This is a genomic window from Phormidesmis sp. 146-12 (assembly GCF_052939495.1).
This window is the reverse complement of the sequence record NZ_JBJPHS010000007.1, coordinates 97,689-114,876: the sequence shown is the minus strand read 5'-3', so window position 1 is coordinate 114,876 and position 17,188 is coordinate 97,689. Positions and strand designations below refer to the sequence as shown.

General features: G+C 49.8%; 13 protein-coding genes. 1 reads left to right on the top strand and 12 read right to left on the bottom strand.

What is annotated here, in order from left to right; genetic code table 11:
- Window positions 1–14: 14 nt before the first annotated feature.
- Window positions 15–1,388 (bottom strand): GH1 family beta-glucosidase, encoded by a 1,374-nt coding sequence (locus ACKFKF_RS05360; protein ID WP_446866732.1) that lies wholly within the window; start codon window positions 1,386–1,388, stop codon window positions 15–17.
- A gap of 335 nt (window positions 1,389–1,723) precedes the next feature.
- Here ACKFKF_RS05360 and ACKFKF_RS05355 point away from each other — a divergent pair, with 335 nt between their 5' ends.
- Window positions 1,724–1,915 (top strand): hypothetical protein, encoded by a 192-nt coding sequence (locus tag ACKFKF_RS05355; protein WP_446858954.1) that lies wholly within the window; start codon window positions 1,724–1,726, stop codon window positions 1,913–1,915.
- Between the two features lie 153 nt (window positions 1,916–2,068).
- On the opposite strand, the gene ACKFKF_RS05350 is transcribed toward ACKFKF_RS05355, so the two are convergent.
- The 11 genes from ACKFKF_RS05350 to psbB all read right to left on the bottom strand — a co-directional run bounded on the left by ACKFKF_RS05350 (window position 2,069) and on the right by psbB (window position 17,173).
- Window positions 2,069–2,209: a photosystem I reaction center subunit IX gene (locus ACKFKF_RS05350; protein ID WP_446858955.1), complete on the bottom strand. Its 141-nt coding sequence runs from the start codon at window positions 2,207–2,209 to the stop codon at window positions 2,069–2,071.
- 23 nt (window positions 2,210–2,232) lie between these two features.
- The gene (locus tag ACKFKF_RS05345) at window positions 2,233–2,730 is read right to left on the bottom strand and encodes a Photosystem I reaction center subunit III (RefSeq protein ID WP_446858956.1); all 498 of its coding nucleotides are present in this window, start codon (window positions 2,728–2,730) and stop codon (window positions 2,233–2,235) included.
- A 24-nt stretch (window positions 2,731–2,754) separates the two neighbouring features.
- The gene (psaI, locus tag ACKFKF_RS05340; protein WP_446858957.1) at window positions 2,755–2,904 is read right to left on the bottom strand and encodes a photosystem I reaction center subunit VIII; all 150 of its coding nucleotides are present in this window, start codon (window positions 2,902–2,904) and stop codon (window positions 2,755–2,757) included.
- A 159-nt stretch (window positions 2,905–3,063) separates the two neighbouring features.
- Window positions 3,064–3,627, bottom strand: coding sequence for a photosystem I reaction center subunit XI (locus ACKFKF_RS05335; protein ID WP_446866731.1), 564 nt, complete (start codon window positions 3,625–3,627; stop codon window positions 3,064–3,066).
- A gap of 212 nt (window positions 3,628–3,839) precedes the next feature.
- Window positions 3,840–6,062: a photosystem I core protein PsaB gene (psaB, locus tag ACKFKF_RS05330; protein WP_446866730.1), complete on the bottom strand. Its 2,223-nt coding sequence runs from the start codon at window positions 6,060–6,062 to the stop codon at window positions 3,840–3,842.
- Window positions 6,063–6,342: 280 nt separating this feature from the next.
- Complete coding sequence (psaA, locus tag ACKFKF_RS05325; protein WP_446866729.1) at window positions 6,343–8,697, bottom strand: photosystem I core protein PsaA; 2,355 nt, start codon at window positions 8,695–8,697, stop codon at window positions 6,343–6,345.
- Between the two features lie 204 nt (window positions 8,698–8,901).
- Complete coding sequence (locus tag ACKFKF_RS05320) at window positions 8,902–10,071, bottom strand: photosystem II q(b) protein (RefSeq protein WP_446866728.1); 1,170 nt, start codon at window positions 10,069–10,071, stop codon at window positions 8,902–8,904.
- Between the two features lie 331 nt (window positions 10,072–10,402).
- Window positions 10,403–10,780, bottom strand: a complete 378-nt coding sequence (locus ACKFKF_RS05315) for a response regulator (RefSeq protein WP_446858962.1) — start codon at window positions 10,778–10,780, stop codon at window positions 10,403–10,405.
- Window positions 10,773–13,265: an ATP-binding protein gene (locus ACKFKF_RS05310; protein ID WP_446866727.1), complete on the bottom strand. Its 2,493-nt coding sequence runs from the start codon at window positions 13,263–13,265 to the stop codon at window positions 10,773–10,775. Before ACKFKF_RS05310 ends, ACKFKF_RS05315 begins: the two co-directional genes overlap by 8 nt.
- A gap of 131 nt (window positions 13,266–13,396) precedes the next feature.
- Window positions 13,397–15,244: a response regulator gene (locus ACKFKF_RS05305; protein WP_446866726.1), complete on the bottom strand. Its 1,848-nt coding sequence runs from the start codon at window positions 15,242–15,244 to the stop codon at window positions 13,397–13,399.
- Window positions 15,245–15,640: 396 nt separating this feature from the next.
- Complete coding sequence (gene psbB, locus ACKFKF_RS05300) at window positions 15,641–17,173, bottom strand: photosystem II chlorophyll-binding protein CP47 (protein WP_446866725.1); 1,533 nt, start codon at window positions 17,171–17,173, stop codon at window positions 15,641–15,643.
- Window positions 17,174–17,188 lie beyond the last annotated feature (15 nt).

Sequence of the window (17,188 nt, the reverse complement as noted above, 5' to 3'; positions counted from 1 at the left end):
AGTTTTGCGAATTTTTAAACGACTCGATTTTGACGAATGCATTCTGCATACCAGTGATAGCTGGATTTTGGGATACGTTTTTGAGTGCGATAGTCGATATAGGTGATGCCAAAACGTCGATCGTAGCCCCACGACCACTCAAAGTTATCCATCAAACTCCAGACAAAATATCCTCGAATCGGATACCCTTCGCTGGATGCCCGATGGACGGACTGGAGGTATTGACGCAGATAGAGAATGCGATCGAGATCCATCACTTCTCCGTTAGAGTTCACTTCATCCTGGGCGGCACAGCCATTCTCTGTGATGTAAATCGGCAAGTCGGGACGATTCAGCGTTTCGCTCACATGACGAATGCCCCAATATAAACTTTCGGGTACGATTTGTAGCCACGGCATGTTTAGCTTGGGATACCCTTTAGAAAAATCGATCCATTCACAGCCCTGATCGTTGTCGGATGCGCGAATGTAAGTTCCGGTGTAAATATTTAAGCCTAAAGAATCGATTGGCTGATGGATAATTTTCAAATCACCGTCTTGAATCTCTGGTGCATCTGCTCCGAGTTGTTTGAGTAATTGTGAATTGTATTCGCCAGCGATCGCGGGATAGATAATTCCACCATTTCCACAGTGATACGGGAATGCTTTTTTAGCAGCTTCAATATTGTGATCCGATTCATTAAGCGGGACGGTCACCCCAAAGTTATCGACGAGTGAAATAGAACAAGGCTGTGGCGTTGCGGCTCTGATTGCTTGACAGCCCAAACCGTGGGCCAGCAGCGCGTGATGAGAGGTTTGCCAGACGGCTTTGCGATTTTTGACGCGAGTTCCGGGTGCGTGTTGGGCGGGCTTCCAAACGTCGTAACCCATGTGAGTAAAGCAGGTGATTTCGTTGAGCGTCATCCAGTTTTGAATGCGATCGCCCAGTCGCGTCACCGTTGCGCTCACATAGTCGGCAAAATCCTGCGCCATTTCTCGACTTTGCCAGGAGCCGTAGCGAGTTTCTAACGCCTGTGGACTGTCCCAATGAAACAGCGTGGCATGTGGCGTAATACCGTGGGTGAGCAAACAATCGACGAGCCTGCGATAAAAGTCAATGCCTTTCTCATTCACCGCGCCGCGACCATCGGGGACAATGCGACACCAGGAAATGCTAAAGCGATAGTGTTTGATGCCTAAATCCGCCATCAGCTTTACGTCTTGCTCATAGCGATGATAGTGGTCACAGGCGATCGCTCCCGTGTCTCGATTGCGAGTCCGTCCCCATTTTTGGCTAAACACATCCCACACGCTGGGTTTGCGTCCATCTTCTTGAGCGGCTCCTTCAATTTGATAGGCAGCGGTCGCCGCCCCCCACTCAAAGTCTTCTGGAAATTGGTAGCTGGTCATGGTTTGTTTGGCAGGCTCTCACTCAGGATAGTCTGAACCCAAACGTCGTTCAACCTTTGACCACGCAAAAATCCCTGATCCTGATAGAGGTTTAGAATCCCTCTGTGAGAAATTCTGCCGTGTAGACACACGTCGATCGATCTGTCATTGCTGAGATCCTCCGCCCCCTAAATCCCCCAGAATGGGGGACTTTGAGCAGTTGGTTCTCCTTCATACTGGGGGCAATTCATCCCGTGATTCAGCAATGCCAAATCAGCAATGTCTCTCTAGAGATACTTTGTCAACTTTGGGGGGTTGCTATAGTGAGTGAATTGAGTGAAAGGAAAAACCTTAAAATGGCAGACGCAGGATATTCGGTTTTCTTTCTGTTTGGCTGCATCTGGATTGTGTTGGCAATTGCTGTCTGGGTCTTCGTTCTCAAAGCTGAAGGGCTGCCGCTCAAAGTAGACAAATGGGCGCTTGTGGTGGCGGTGCCGATTATTCTCCCTCTGATTGCTGCATTTGCGATCGCGGCCATTTACCGTTAATAACATCTGTAATAAAGATGGAGAATTTGCCCAGAGTAGAGGCTGTCAGGAATGCACTTGTAAACACAACTACAAACAGCATCGCGAACAGCAAAGACAAATTCTCACATCACGATTAGGAATGAAGACAGCCGACTTGAAATCTACAAAAAATTAGGGAATGGGATGGAAATAAGTCCCATACTGCAATCCTGGAAACAGGTAATTTAACTCAATCAGGATTGTAGAAATGATAACTAGCGTCACGATCGCCACAACGGGAGCGCTGGTCAGATATTTCGCAAGATATTGCATGATTTAAACTCCTGAAGATGAGGCTAGCGAGGTGAAACGGGGATTTCGTTATCTTTTGCGGTTAGTTCGCCACTGACGAATTCTTTGAGCGCGAGCAGCGGCCATAATAAGCCTTGCAGAATTGAAGCGATCGCCACAGGCAGATTGATAAAAATCTCCATTTCTTCTGGCTTATCAGCTTTGTTAGCTTTGAGCAAGTAAGCCCGCCCTGACCAACCGATAAAGCCAGCGACATAGAGAAAAAGTGAGAAGGGCGCAAGGACATCAAGGGCTAAATCGAGGCGATCGAGCGGCAAGTGAGGTAGCCCATCTTCCCCACACAGCAACTCTGAAGAATAGGCTTCAAACGGTTTGGTGTAGTAGTAGTTGTTTTTGGGGGCATTTTCTCGACGCTGCTGAAAGGCGGCAGACTCACCACAGGGCACCAGTGTCGTATTGACGGCAAGGGCAGGTGATAGGTGAGTGAATGAGATCGTTAATGCAGAAAGGAACGTCAGCAATAATAGAAATAGTTTGTTCACAAAAATGGCTCCTATTTGCAAAAGTTAAGGTTCTTCGGTTGGAGATTCTCGCTCAATCCATAGAAAAATGATTGCAAAAATGGGAAACGGCAGAATGTAAAAGATCAAAGGAATCATAATCCAGGGTAACCATGAAAGCGAATAGTGTCCTGTGAGTTGAGTTAAGTCGGCCATGATCGTTTCTCCAGGTAAAAGTTGCTAATCAAACGTCTATTCGATGAAGATTTTCCGCTTCGTTATTGGGATCTTCTGCCCCCCAAACTGCCAATTCTGGGGGACTTTTGGATAAGCATTTCGATCGCGAGTTCAGCGGAGAATTTTATCGAAGTTACGTTAACCAAACCATTGGCTCAAGGCCATTCCTACATTGACTTTGCCGCGTAAGATAGCGTCGAGGTCGTCAAAGTTTTCGAGTAGGGCGTACGCGAATAATGCGCCACCTGTTGCACCGAGCAAAATTCCGCCGCCAATTTGAAACCAGTCTTCTTTTTTACGCAGCGGTCTTAAGTCATCTTGGGAGTGCGAATTGTAGGTGCCTTTGGGGTCGCCTTGAAAGGTTGCCGACGCAAAAATTGAGATACCCAAACAGGCTGAAACCGTGATGTAAATAGCGGTAATTAAACCACTTAAATTGGCCCCGTGAGCCGTTTCTCGCAGTGGCCCGACGACGACTTCTGGGCCGACCAAAAAGTAGCCGTGCGCCATGCCAATTTCTAGCCCGCGCATAAAAGGCGTAAGCCCCGGACGATAGGCGGGAAGATTGCGAATAAAAGCATTGACGATCGGCGAGTCGTTAATCGGAGTCGATAAATTTGCCAACCAGGGATCGCCTTTGTAGGGCTTGATCGGGTCATTCTCATAGGGAGAAGACAACGTAGTTTCCTGAGTCGATGTCATATCCTTTCACCTTGTTGAGCGATTGATAGGAAAAGTCCCGATCGTGATAGCCCATGATCAGGACTCCTGAGACGAGAGGAGAGTTGCCTCAAGCTTTTTTGGAGAAGTGAGGAGTGAGGTGTGAGGTGTGAGGTGTGACTGAGGACTAAAAATGTTCTTTCGTCCAAAGTTCAATGTCTAATGTCTCTCATCTTTCCCCCTCACCCCTCTCGTCAGTTAAACTTGCCAGCCGTTGCGCCTATTAGAAAGGCTCCATAAGTGGCAATGTAGCCGACCGTAAAGTGAGTTAAGCCGACCAAACGACCCTGGACGATCGACAACGCAACGGGCTTGTCTTTGGGGTAGCCAAACGATAGAGGCGTGTTTTCGTGGGCCCACATCAGGGTTTCGATTAGCTCTTGCCAGTAGCCTCGCCACGCGATCAAGAACATAAAGCTGACAGCCCAGGCTAAATGTCCGAAGAGGAACATCCAGGCCCAAACCGCTAGATTACTAGTTCCATACGGGTTGTAGCCGTTGATTAGTGGGGCAGAATATTGCCAGAGATAATCGCGGAACCAGCCCATTAAGTAAGTCGAACTTTCGTTAAACTGCGCCACGTTTCCTGACCAGATGGCGAGATGCTTCCAGTGCCAGTAAAACGTCACCCAACCCAGCGTATTCAACATCCAGAATGTCGCCAGATAGAAGCTATCCCAGGCAGAAATATCACAGGTGCCGCCTCTTCCGGGCCCATCGCAGGGGAAGGCGTAGCCAAAATCTTTCTTGTCGGGCATTAGCTTAGAGCCACGGGCATCAAGTGCGCCTTTGACTAAAATTAGCGTCGTGACATGCAAACCTAGTGCAATCCCGTGATGAACTAGAAAATCACCTGGGCCAATGGTTAAGAACAGTGAGTTTGTGCCATTGTTGACCGCTTCTAGCCAGCCCGGAAGCCACACATTCGCGTAGTTGGGCCAGGCGGTCGCCGCCACACTGTCTGAGTTAGACAAGAGCGTATCGATGCCGTAAAGCGCCTTACCATGCGCCGCCTGAATGAATTGGGCAAACACTGGCTCGACCAAAATTTGCTTTTCAGGACTGCCAAAGGCGACCTCAACATCGTTGTGAACATACAATGCCAAGGTGTGGAAACCCAGGAACATTGACACCCAACTCAGGTGAGAAATGATCGCTTCTTTGTGTTGCAGAATGCGTTCCAGCACATTGCCTTTATTCGCCTCTGGCACATAGTCCCGAACTAGAAAGATCGCCCCGTGAGCAAAGGCACCCACCATCAAAAATCCAGCAATGTATTGGTGATGAGTATACAGCGCTGCCTGAGTCGTAAAATCCTTGGCAATAAAGGCATAGGGCGGCATCGAGTACATATGCTGCGCTGTGAGTGAACTGGCGACTCCCAAGGCTGCTAAAGCAAACGCTAATTGGAAGTGCAGGGAGTTGTTCATCACGTCATACAATCCCTGGTGCGGCAGGTTGAAAGGGCCTTCCACTTTCGTTCCAAAGAATGTCTTGGCGTTGGTCATTTCCTTAATACTGTGACCAATCCCGAAGTTGGTGCGATACATATGTCCCGCGACGATTAACAGAACAGCGATCGCCAGATGGTGATGCGCCATATCGGTCATCCACAGCGATTGGGTTTGGGGATGAAAGCCGCCCAAAAAGGTGAGAATGGCGGTTCCTGCGCCCTCAGACGTAGCAAACAGATGCTTGGCGGTGTCAGGGTTTTGGGCATAGACGCTCCAATTTCCGGTAAAGAAGGGCATCAAGCCAGCCGGATGGGGACGCACTGCCAAAAAGTTATCCCAGCCGACATGCTGACCGCGAGACTCAGGAATGGCAACGTGAATCAGATGCCCCGCCCACGCGAGAGAGCTGAAGCCAAACAATCCTGCCAGGTGATGATTGAGCCGAGATTCTGCATTCTTAAACCAGGACAAACTAGGCCGAAATCGCGGCTGCAAATGTAACCAACCTGCGTAGAGGAATACTGCCGCTAATACGATCAGGAATAGCGCCCCTGCAAATAGATCATTGTTGGTTCGCATTCCGATCGTATACCACCAGTGATAGACCCCCGAATAGCAAATATCAACCGGATTGAGCGCTCCAGCTTGTGTGTAAGCCTCGATCGCGGCTGGCCCAAACTGAGCATCCCAGATTGCGTGAGCAATGGGACGATTGTTAATCGGGTCTTGAATCCACTGTTCAAAATTGCCTTGCCACGCTACGTGAAACAGAATGCCAGAGATCCACAAAAAGATGATTGACAGATGACCAAAGTGAGACGCAAAAATCCTTTGATAAAGATTTTCTTCCGTCATGCCATCGTGACTTTCAAAATCGTGGGCCGTGGCGATCGCGTAGAAGATCCGCCGAGTGGTGGGATCTTGAGCGAGGTCTTTGCTAAATTTTGGGAATTTAGTCGCCATAGTTAGCTATTGCGTTGTAGTGGTTAACTTTAATGGAGGTGAGGAGTGAGGGGTGAGGGGTGTTCCACAGAAGGGAATCCGCTGCGGTTAGAGATCTTGGAAGCCCCCTAAATCCCCCACAAGTGAGGGACTTTGAACTAGAATTCTTGTCTTAAGTCCCCCAGAATGGGGGGTTGGGGGGCAGAAGCGGTGAACAACGAAGCGAAAAAACTCACTCAAATTGAAGTAGTTTCAGCACTCACCAGCCAGACTGATCCTCTTTCATCTCTCATCCCTCTCCTCATCCAAGCGCTGCCATTCTTGCTAAGAAGAACGCCCAGGTGGTGACGATTCCGCCTAGTAGGTATTGGGAGACACCGACTGCCCGACCGTGAATGATGCTCAAAGCGCGAGGTTGAATACTGGGGCTGATTCTGAGCTTATTGTGGGCCCAGACGATCGACTCGATCAATTCTTGCCAGTAGCCGCGACCGCTAAACAGGAACATCAGACTGAAGCCGAAGACAAAGTGACCTGCGAGAAACATTAAGCCGTAAGCAGACAGCGCAGAGCCATAAGAGGAAATCACCTGGCTGGCCTGGGCCCAGAGGAAGTCCCGTAGCCATCCGTTGTTGGTGATTGACGAAGCAGCCCAGTTGCCGCCTGTAATGTGCGTGACTGTCCCATCGGGGCTGACCGTCCCCCATACGTCCGATTGCATCTTCCAGAAAAAGTGGAAAATCACCATTGACAGGGAGTTGTACATCCAGAACAAGCCGAGATAGATGTGATCCCAGCCCGATACTTGACAGGTGCCGCCTCTTCCGGGCCCATCACACGGGAAGCGGAAGCCTAGATTTGCTTTGTCAGGAACAAGACGAGAACCCCGCGCAAACAACACACCTTTGAGTAACACCAATACGGTGACGTGAATGGTAAACGCATGGATGTGATGAATCAGAAAGTCAGCCGTTCCTAGTTGGATGGGCATCATGGCGACTTTGCCGCCGACTGCGACCAGCCCACCGCCAAAGGCATAGCTGACAGGTTCGTGTAGTCCAGGTGCGGTTGCGCCAATACCTGAAAGAACAATGTTGTGAACCCCACCAAACACATTGCCCGTCGGTTGAGCTGCATTCAGAACAGGATTACCGATCGCCATTGTATGAATCTGCTGAATCCACTGAGCAAAGACAGGCTGAAGCTGGATTCCGGTATCAGAAAACATGTCTTGAGGTCGCCCAAACGCCCGCATCGTATCGTTGTGACAATACATCGCAAAGCTGTGGAACCCTAAGAACTGACAGACCCAAACCAGGTGAGAAATAATGGCATCTCGGTGACGAATCACGCGATCGAGCACATTGTTATTATTCATCGCTGGATCGTAGTCTCTGACCATGAAAATGGCTGCATGGGCCGCCGCTCCCACAATTAGAAATCCGCCAATCCAAACGTGATGGGTAAACAGTGACACAACCGTTCCATAATCTGTTGCCAAATATGGGTATGGTGGCATTGCATACATGTGGTGCGCCACGATAATACTCAATGATCCCAGCATGGCTAGATTGATTGCTAACTGAGCGTGCCAGGAGGTCGTAAGCACTTCAAACAGTCCTTTGTGACCGACCGGGCCAATAAAGCTCAAAAATGGCAGCATATTAGGCGTTCTGGCATCATCCAGCATGACTTTGAGGCTGTGACCAATGCCCCAATTGGTGCGGTACATATGACCCGCAATGATAAAGAGAACGGCTAAGGCTAAATGATGATGTGCGGTATCCGTTAGCCACAACCCACCCGTGACGGGATTGACTCCCCCATTGAAGGTGAGAAAGTCAGAATAAACGCCCCAGTTGAGCGTAAAGAACGGCGTTAACCCCTGGGCAAAACTAGGAAACACATCCGCCATCACTTGAGAATTCAAAATGAACTCATGAGGCAATGGAATTTGCTCAGGTGGAACGCCCGCATCCAACAGTTTGTTGATCGGCAAGGCAACGTGAATCTGGTGCCCCGCCCAACCCAAACAGCCCAGCCCCAACAGTCCCGCCAAGTGATGATTTAACATCGCCTCAACGTTTTGAAACCATTCCAGTTTGGGGGCGCGTTTGTGATAGTGAAACCAGCCTGCAAACAGCATCAGACCCGCCATGACGAGGGCACCGATCGCCGTGCAATAAAGCTGAAATTCATTCGTAATCCCGGCTGCTCTCCACCATTGAAACAGCCCAGACGTGATTTGAATGCCGCGAAACCCGCCGCCGACATCGCCGTTGAGAATATCCTGTCCAAAGATATCCCAAACCACCTGAGCGCTAGGCTTGATCCGCGTGGGGTTAGCCATCCAATCGGTGTAATTTGAGAAGCGGGCCCCGTGAAAATACATCCCGCTTAACCAGATAAAGATGATCGCAAGATGCCCAAAGTGAGCCGAAAAAATCTTGCGCGACACATCTTCTAAGTCACTGGTGTGACTGTCAAAATCGTGGGCATTGGCGTGAAGATTCCAGATCCAGGTGGTGGTCTTGGCTCCTCGCGATAGAGAGCGATCGAAGTGTCCCGGCTGTGACCATTTCTCAAATGAGGTGGGCACCGGGTCTTGATCAGTTACCACTCTAACTTGCCGTTGCTCTGGAGGACTACTAGTCATTTGGTTCTCCTTTTGCTAGATGGAAAACAGTTGGAATTGGGGACTGGCAATCAAAAAGAGATTCATTTTACTGAAAGTCAGTGATTGCTAAAAGATTGCTAAAAAATCGATCGAATACAGAAGAATGAATACAACTTGTAGAATTTTGAATCTACTTATTGTTCATGCTTCAGTATTAAAAATCAGTCCCCTGTGAATAGAAATCTACTCATCCACAACCCAATCTGTACTTGAGTCTGAACTTAAATCTGAACTTAAATCAACCGGAAAAAATTGAATCATTTGTTCATTGAGGGCCGCAATTCCTAGATCAGCTTGATGAACGACATCTGACCAGGTTGGAATCACCGCTCCTTGGCTCTGAATGATCGCAGGTGGATCAAAATTTAGCTTGTGAAAGTTAAATGCAGAAACATCCACGCCCAACGCTGCTGACCAGATTCCTGCAACCGGAACGGCTGCCAAAACGACATGCACCGATCGCGAGTTAGGAAAATAGAACCCCTTGAACAGTAAACGCTGCTGATAGGTCTGGGCCGCTTCAAATCGATAGGTTGGTTCTCTCTGACCCAGCCGATATCCCGCATTAATCGACTCATTTTCGTGCGTTTTTCGCACCACGGTCGAAGTCACCAATGAGCCATGCACCGAACAAAGCAGCGCCCCGCCAAACACTCCAATTACGCCCAGTTGATGAAACGGACTCATGAGAATGTTGTGATCCGCCTGGAATAACAGCATAAAGTTAAATGTGCCCGATATTCCCAACGGCATCCCTGACGAAAAACTACCCTGACCGATCGGATAAATCAACAGTACCGAGACCGTCGCCGCAACTGGAGCCGTGAACGCCAAAGAGATCCACGGACGCATCCCCAAGCGATAACTAAGTTCCCACTCGCGATCCTGGTAACAGATAATCCCGATTATAAAATGAAGAACGATCAGTTGATAGGGGCCGCCATTAGCAAGCCACTCACTAATGGAATTCGCCTCCCAAATCGGATAGAAATGCAGCCCGATCGCTGCCGATGTCGGAACCACCGTTGCAGTAATAATATTATTACCACTCAGAAGTGATCCAGAGATCATCATTCCCAAACCATCTGCGTCAACAGGTGGAGCAACGACCAGCGCAATCAAAAAAGTAATCGCTGCGGTACACATGACGGGAATGAGAATGACCCCAAACCAGCCAATATAAATCCGATTATCAGTGCTCGTGACCCATTGACAGAAGCGCTCCCAGGAGATTTGGTTCTGTTGGGGAATCGAGGATTCATTTTCTGGAAGTTGGTCAAGACGATCGCGGATGTGGGCGGTTTCCAGGGAGTTGCGCCCGCCGCTAATTGCCCGACCAAATTGTGTCAGCATGGATTACACAACTCCTTGCTTACAAAACTGAGTATTCAAAGTTCTTCTAGTGTCTAATGTGGCTGGCAACTAGCGAAGCGATCGTTCATTATTTCTGCGCTTTTACCTGTCACCAACACACTGATTACGTACTTCCGAAGCGTAAGAGAAAAAAGTGAAGAACTGATGAAAGCGTGAAGAGTCTTCAAATAAGTTTACGCCTGAGATGTTTTTTTAGTTTGCGTTAGTTTGATGAATTTTTTTCGCTTCGGTGTTCAGATCTTCTGCCTCCCAAGCTGCCCATTCTGGGGGACTTAAGACAAGAGGTGATTTCTATGGAACTGGCGGTATTTTATTGATGAATGCTCAAAATTTCGGCAATTTGATCGCCTAGCGTCAGCGGATCGTAGGGCTTGGTAATTACAGCCGCGATCGCCAGTTGGGTAAATTGACGACGATCGACGGTTTGGGCTTTTGCGGTTAAGAAAATGACGGGAATATTTTGAGTAATCGGATTGGACTGTAATCGCTCGAAGGTTTGCAGCCCGTCAATATCCGGCATCATCACATCCAAAAGAACAGCATCGGGTAACTCAGTTCTCGCCTTCTCTAGCCCCTCTCGACCCGAACTGGCCGTCAACACTTCCCACCCCTTGGCAATCTCTAAACAAAGCTGGGTGGCTTCCCGAATGTCCGCTTCGTCGTCAATGATCAGAATGCGCTTATTCATGGGGAGAATGGGGGATGAGGGGTAACGTAAAGTAAAACGCACTGCCGACTCCAAGCTGGCTCTCGACCCAGATTTTGCCGTCGTGCTGCTGGACGATTTCTCGACAAATGGTTAATCCCAGACCGCTTCCACCTTGACTCCGAGAATTGGAAGCATCGACTTGCTGAAAGCGATCGAAGATCGCTTCTAATTTATCCTCTGGAATGCCGCTCCCTTGATCTTTGACACAAAACAGAATATGAGATGAGGCTTGAGTTTCTGCGGTCAGCCAGACGGTAGAGCGAGTGGGAGAAAATTTGAGGGCGTTGTTGAGTAAATTGGTCAAGGTTTGAATGATGCGATCGGGGTCTGCCCAGAGATCCACCGCGATCGGGGTGACATAGAGCTTGATTCCGGCTTTTTCGGCCATGGCCCGCATTGCATCGGCGGATTGGGTCATCAAGTCAGCAGCGTTGCATGACTTTTTCTCCATCGTGATTTTGCCGAATTTAATGCGTTCAATATCTAAAATATCATTGATTAATCGAACGAGACGATTGGTATTAGAAAAGGCGATTTCTAGCATTCGCCGACTTTTTTCGGGGTGACTATCGAGCCATCCACTCGCAACGAGTCCCAGCGTACTGCGGATCGATGTCAAAGGTGTGCGTAATTCATGACTAACAATGGATACAAACTCATCTTTCATCTGTTCGATGATCTGTCGCTCAGTGATATCTTTGAAGACCACGACGGCTCCCACGATCGTCTGCTGCTCTCGAATCGGACTGCTGACATACTCCACCGGAAAGCTCGATCCATCCTGGCGCTGAAATAAGTCACCTGTTTGGGATTGCACTGTCCCGTCGCGCAACGTGGACTCGATCAAGCTCTCTGCCAGTGAGTAGGGCGTGCCGTCTGGTTTGGCGTAGTTGAGATAAGAGTGCATCCATTGCCCAATAAATTCTCTCACTTCGCAGTGCAGTATTCGGGCGGCAGCAGGATTGGCAAAGGTGATTTTTCCTTCTGCGTCGAGTCCGTAAATCCCGTCTCCGGCTGAGTTGAGAATTAATTCGTTTTGGTGACTGAGACGGGCGAGAGAGGCTTCGGCCTGTTGCTGTTCGCGGAGGACTCGTTCTCTTTGGGCGATTTGCTTTAGGAGTTCTGCGTTGGTTTTTTGCAGTTCATCGGTGCGTTCTCTGACTCGTTGTTCTAGCTGTGCATTCAGAGCAGAAATTTTGATCTCGGCCTGTTTCCGCATCTGAATATCTTGCTTGAGATTTGCGTTGAGCGCCCGTACTCGCTGGTAGAGTCTGTGTTGATGAATGGCGACCGAAAAGTGCTTGCCCAATGCCTGCATCAGTTGAAGATTGGCCGCTGTCCAGGGATTGGATTGTGCTTGCTTGAGTTCGTACCAGGTGTCAAACGAGAGACGGGGCAGCCGCTGACGGGGATCAGACTGATCGACTTCTCCGGCCCAGATTCGCTCAAGGTCGATCGCTCGTCTAAAAATGCTGAGATATCCCAAGGTTTGCTGACGATAGTGAAGTCGCACCATCAACACGCCGCGCACCTGAGCGTCTAAAAAAGAGGCCGCAATTTCACTCGGCAAACTGGACTGCTGGAGATCAGAAAGCGCCCAAACGTCCTGTTTTTTCTGACGGTTTAGCCAGGGTTGCCAGTCGGGATGCTGCTCAATGTCGCCGATCGGCTGGTCACCATAGCCCAAAATCTGAGGGGACTGATCATCCGCTTGAGGGGCAATCAAGAGTCTGCCGCCCGATCCATTCAACGCTGAAATGATCGCCTCGATCGCTTCCTGGATCTGCATTTCGGGCAGAGAATGTAAGAGAGAGACGACCTGATTGAGCGTGGCTTCTTGGGCGGCTCTGAGGCGAGCTTCGTGGAGAATATTCGATTGAGCAATGGCGATCGACACCTGATCGGCGACCAGTTGCACCACCTGTAATTCTTGCTCGGTCACCCGCCGCGGTTGGCAATGATGAGATACCAGCAGTCCCCAAAGCTGGTCATGTGTGACGATCGGAACCACCAGCGACGATCGCACACCCATTGCCGTCAGGTAGTCTGCATGACAGGGATCAACCGGACGAAAGCGAATATCTGCCCACAGATCGCCCTCTTCTGCGAGAGAACTGGCCCCAAGCTGCTGAGTTTCTACATCGACGATCGATCGTTGTCGAGCGCTCAAAAACAACTCCCGCGCCACTTCTGGAATATCTCCGGCGGGGAAACTGTGACCGATCAGAGACGGCAAGCGGCGATCGTGAATCGATTCTGCCACCACTTCACCACTGCCATCGTGATCAAATCGGTAAACCTTGACGCGATCGGTTTGCAAAAATGACCGAACTTCTGCGACGGTTGCGGCCAAAATTTCTGACAGTTCCAGCGATTGCCGAATTCGATTGGTCATTCGATGCAGGAGCAACGGAAAGGCATCCTGTTGACCCTGGGAGAGTTTCGGCTGGGTGGAGTCAGACATAGCAATACAAAATAGAAAAGCGGCCTAAAAGCTTCTTAAGGTGGGATTGATGAAGTTCCTTCGCTGCGTTGTTTGCGTCTTCTGCCCCCCAACCCCCCAATTCTGGGGGACTTTAAGAGAAAATTTCTGATTTAACTTCCTACACTTTGTAGCATTCTCGATCGCTCCAGTTGACTCAAGATACGCTGCACTAATTCGGTTTCGGCGATCGATTTGCTGATCAGATCGTTGGCTCCGGCCATCAGCGCTCGGTGTAGGGTTGTTGGGTCGGTGTGGGCGGTGAGAAAGAGAACAGGAAGCTTACTCCACTGGGGCGCGTTGCGGACGACCTGACACAATTCGATCCCGTTAAAGTGCGGCATGGACACGTCGAGAATCAGCAGATCGGGCACACAGGTTTGCAGCGTATTCCAGAATTGGGGCGCGTCTTCTAGCGTGGTTAATCGCAGTCCCCAGGGTTCTAGCAGCGTTCGCATCAGGGCCAAAACTTGGGGATCGTCATCGACCATCAGCACTTGTGTCGAGTCGGCTTCTCGCTGCGATCGCACTCGTCCTACTAGCTCCAATATTTGCGCTGGAGGAAGCTTGGGAAAGACGGCATGAATCCCCGATCGAGCCAGTTGAACTCGCAGATCAAGGCTGTCGCGATCGGTAAAGATCATCACGGGTGCAAAGGGAATCGATTGCGTCAATTCGACGAGGTGAGCCAGGCGATCATCTGAGCAGTCTGCTAACGAAAAATCCAACACCAGCGCATCCAAACTCAGGTCGCTGTCTTCGGCCATTCTGGCAATCTGTAGCGATTGAGAACAGCCCGTTTCGAGCAGACGATCGACCAACTCGGCATCTTGATCAATCACCAACAGCGGACAGCCCTGCTGCGAAACAGGTTCTAAAATGTCAGGTGACCCGCGTCGGACTTCTTTGCCCAAATTTTCGACCAGGTTGACGAGGCGCTGTGGCTCTGAGGTGCTGTCAGGTTTGAGGGATTGCTCGACCGCTAAGGCTAATCGTGACCCTTTGTGCAAATCAAATACGCCCAGCGACCCCGCTAACTTGTGGGCAGCCAATCGAGCCTGATGGCGCAGTTCAGAATCGAGGGCGTTGTTTTGTAGGGCAGCGATCGCCTGTTCCAATGTGGTGAGGCGATCGTGATTTTGAGCTTTAAACTTTTCCCATAGTTTTCTCAACGCGGCTTTGGTTTTTTGTTTGCGCTGGTCTAAATCAAGGAAGGGTTGTTCTAGCTCGATCGCGCTGTCTTGTCCCACTTTGGCCGCCGAATTAGAGAGCGAAGCTTTGGGAACGGCAAGCTGTTTGAGTCGGTAGCCAATGCCGTAAACGGTTTCGATCAGATCGGTGGGTGCGCCAACTTGTTTGAGTTTTTGTCGCAGTCCTTTAATGTGTGCCGTGACCGTATCTTCGCCAGGATTTTCTTCACAACCCCACAGATGTTCGAGAATGCGACCGCGACTAAAAACTTGATGAGGATTTCGCAAAAACAGTTCTAAAAGTCGGTATTCTTTGGGCGTAAGATGAAGCGGTCGATCGTCGTAGTTGACTTTACAAGCCGCCGGATCGAGACGCAGATCTTCCCACTCTAAAATGGTCAAAATTGCCGTACTGCCCCTCCGCAGAAGGACACGAATTCGCGCCAACAATTCTGGAAAATCAAAGGGCTTGGTCATATAGTCATCCGCCCCCGCATCTAGCCCAGTAATCCGCTCTGTGGGCGAGTTTTGAGCCGTGATTAACAGGACGGGCGTTTGGTAATGATGCGATCGGACTTTGCGACAAAGCGTAATGCCATCGAGCTTGGGCAAGACGACATCGAGCAAAATCAAATCGTAGGCAAAGGTTTCGATATATCGCCAGCCTGCTTCACCATTGACCGCGATATCAACCGCGTAATTTTCTTTGATTAATAGTGTTTCAAGCGTTTGTGCGATGCATTCGTCGTCTTCTACCAGCAGAATTCTCATGAGCAATCACTCCTGCTGCTTGTAAGTGTCAGTTTTGAATTCAGAAACTTATATAATAACGAAAGCTAACTTCTGTGATGTTGGTATTATCTTCAAATTCGTCCGGTAATTCATAATGTGTATGAGAAGTTTATGTTTATCTACATTTCTTCATTTTCACAAATAGAGAAAACTCAATTCTGAACAGCGATGCGTTGTATTGGTTTCAGTGATCACAGATCCCCAACCTCTCTGAGAAATTAGGGATCTCAATGATCGTTTTTGTAATGTCAGTGCGATGCTAAAGTCTCTAGAGTTGGCAGCTTGAAGCGCTAAACGGCGAAGCGGACGGACTTCGGTTGAGTGGGCGGTGAATCATGAAGACTCGCCTCGATCGTTCAGCCTTCTGTATTGATCCTAAGCGGGGACGCTGCGACGAGTGCGACGATCGCCCACCTTTTGAAAGACTCCAAACTCGACTTGTTCTTCATCCAAATCTGGGTCGATGCCTGCAAACACATCGCGGAAGAGGGTGCGCGTTCCATGCCACAGATGCCCAAAGAACCACAGCAAGCCCCAAACGGTGTGAGAAAAGGCAAACCAGGCGCGGGGACTGGTGCGGAAAATGCCATCTGAACGATAGGTTTGGCGATCGAATTCAAACGGTTCTCCAAGCTGTGACTGACGGGCGTATTTTTTGACCAAGGGGGAGTCGCTCAAGGTCTGTCCGTCGAGACTGCCGCCATAAAAACTAACGGTCACGCCTGTTTGCTCAAAGCTATATTTTGCTTCGGCGCGCCGGAAGGGAATGTCGGCTCTCACCACACCATCTGCATCGGTCAACACAACGGGGAAGTTTTCAAAGAAGTTAGGCATCCGGCGTACTGAGAGTTCTCGTCCTGCCTCATCCTTGAAAACAGGGTGTCCTTCCCAATTGAGCGCAACGCCGTCGCCTTTGGTCATCGGCCCGGCTCTAAACAAGCCCCCCTTGGCAGGACTGTTGCCCACATAGTCGTAGAACGCTAACTTTTCGGGAACGGTTGACCAGGCTTGAGAGAGGGTTTTTCCATTCGCGAGACTTGATTGGACGCGGCGATCGATTTCCTGTTGAAAGTAGTGGCTATCCCATTGATACCGAGTTGGGCCAAACAATTCAATCGGAGTGGTTGCGCTGCCATACCACATTGTTCCTGCGACGGTGAATGCTGCGACGAAGAAAGTTGCTAACGCACTTGCTAACACGGTTTCGATATTGCCCATCCGCAGCGATCGATAGAGATTTTCAGCCGGACGAACGCTAATGTGAAACAATCCACCAATGATTCCAGTAATACCTGCGGCAATGTGATGGGCCACGACTCCCCCAGGGTTAAACGGATTGAAGCCATCCGGCCCCCACTCAGGTCTGACAGGCTGAATGTGACCCGTTAGCCCATAGGCATCAGACACCCACATTCCCGGCCCAAACACGCCCGTCAGATGGAATGCCCCAAACCCAAAACAAAGCAATCCTGCGGCTAATAAGTGGATGCCAAACACCCGCGGCAGATCGAGAAACGGTTCGCCTGTTCTTTCGTCTTTGAATAGATCAAGATCCCAGTAAACCCAGTGCCAGCAGGCCGCAAGAAACAGCAAGCCAGACAAGACAATGTGAGTAACCGCGACGGTTTCAAATGTCCAGATCCCATGATCTTTGACCGCTTCGCCCATCACATTCCAGCCTTGCCAGGAGTTGACCACGCCCAGACGAGCCATAAATGGCATGACATACATTCCCTGTCGCCACATGGGATTGAGCGCCGCATCACCGGGATTAAACTGAGACAGTTCATATAAAACCATCGAGCCAGCCCAACCCGCCGTCAGCGCAGTGTGCATTAAGTGAACCGCAATCAGTCGTCCGGGATCATTGATCACAACTGTATGAACGCGATACCAGGGGAGTCCCATTAGATGATGCTCCTA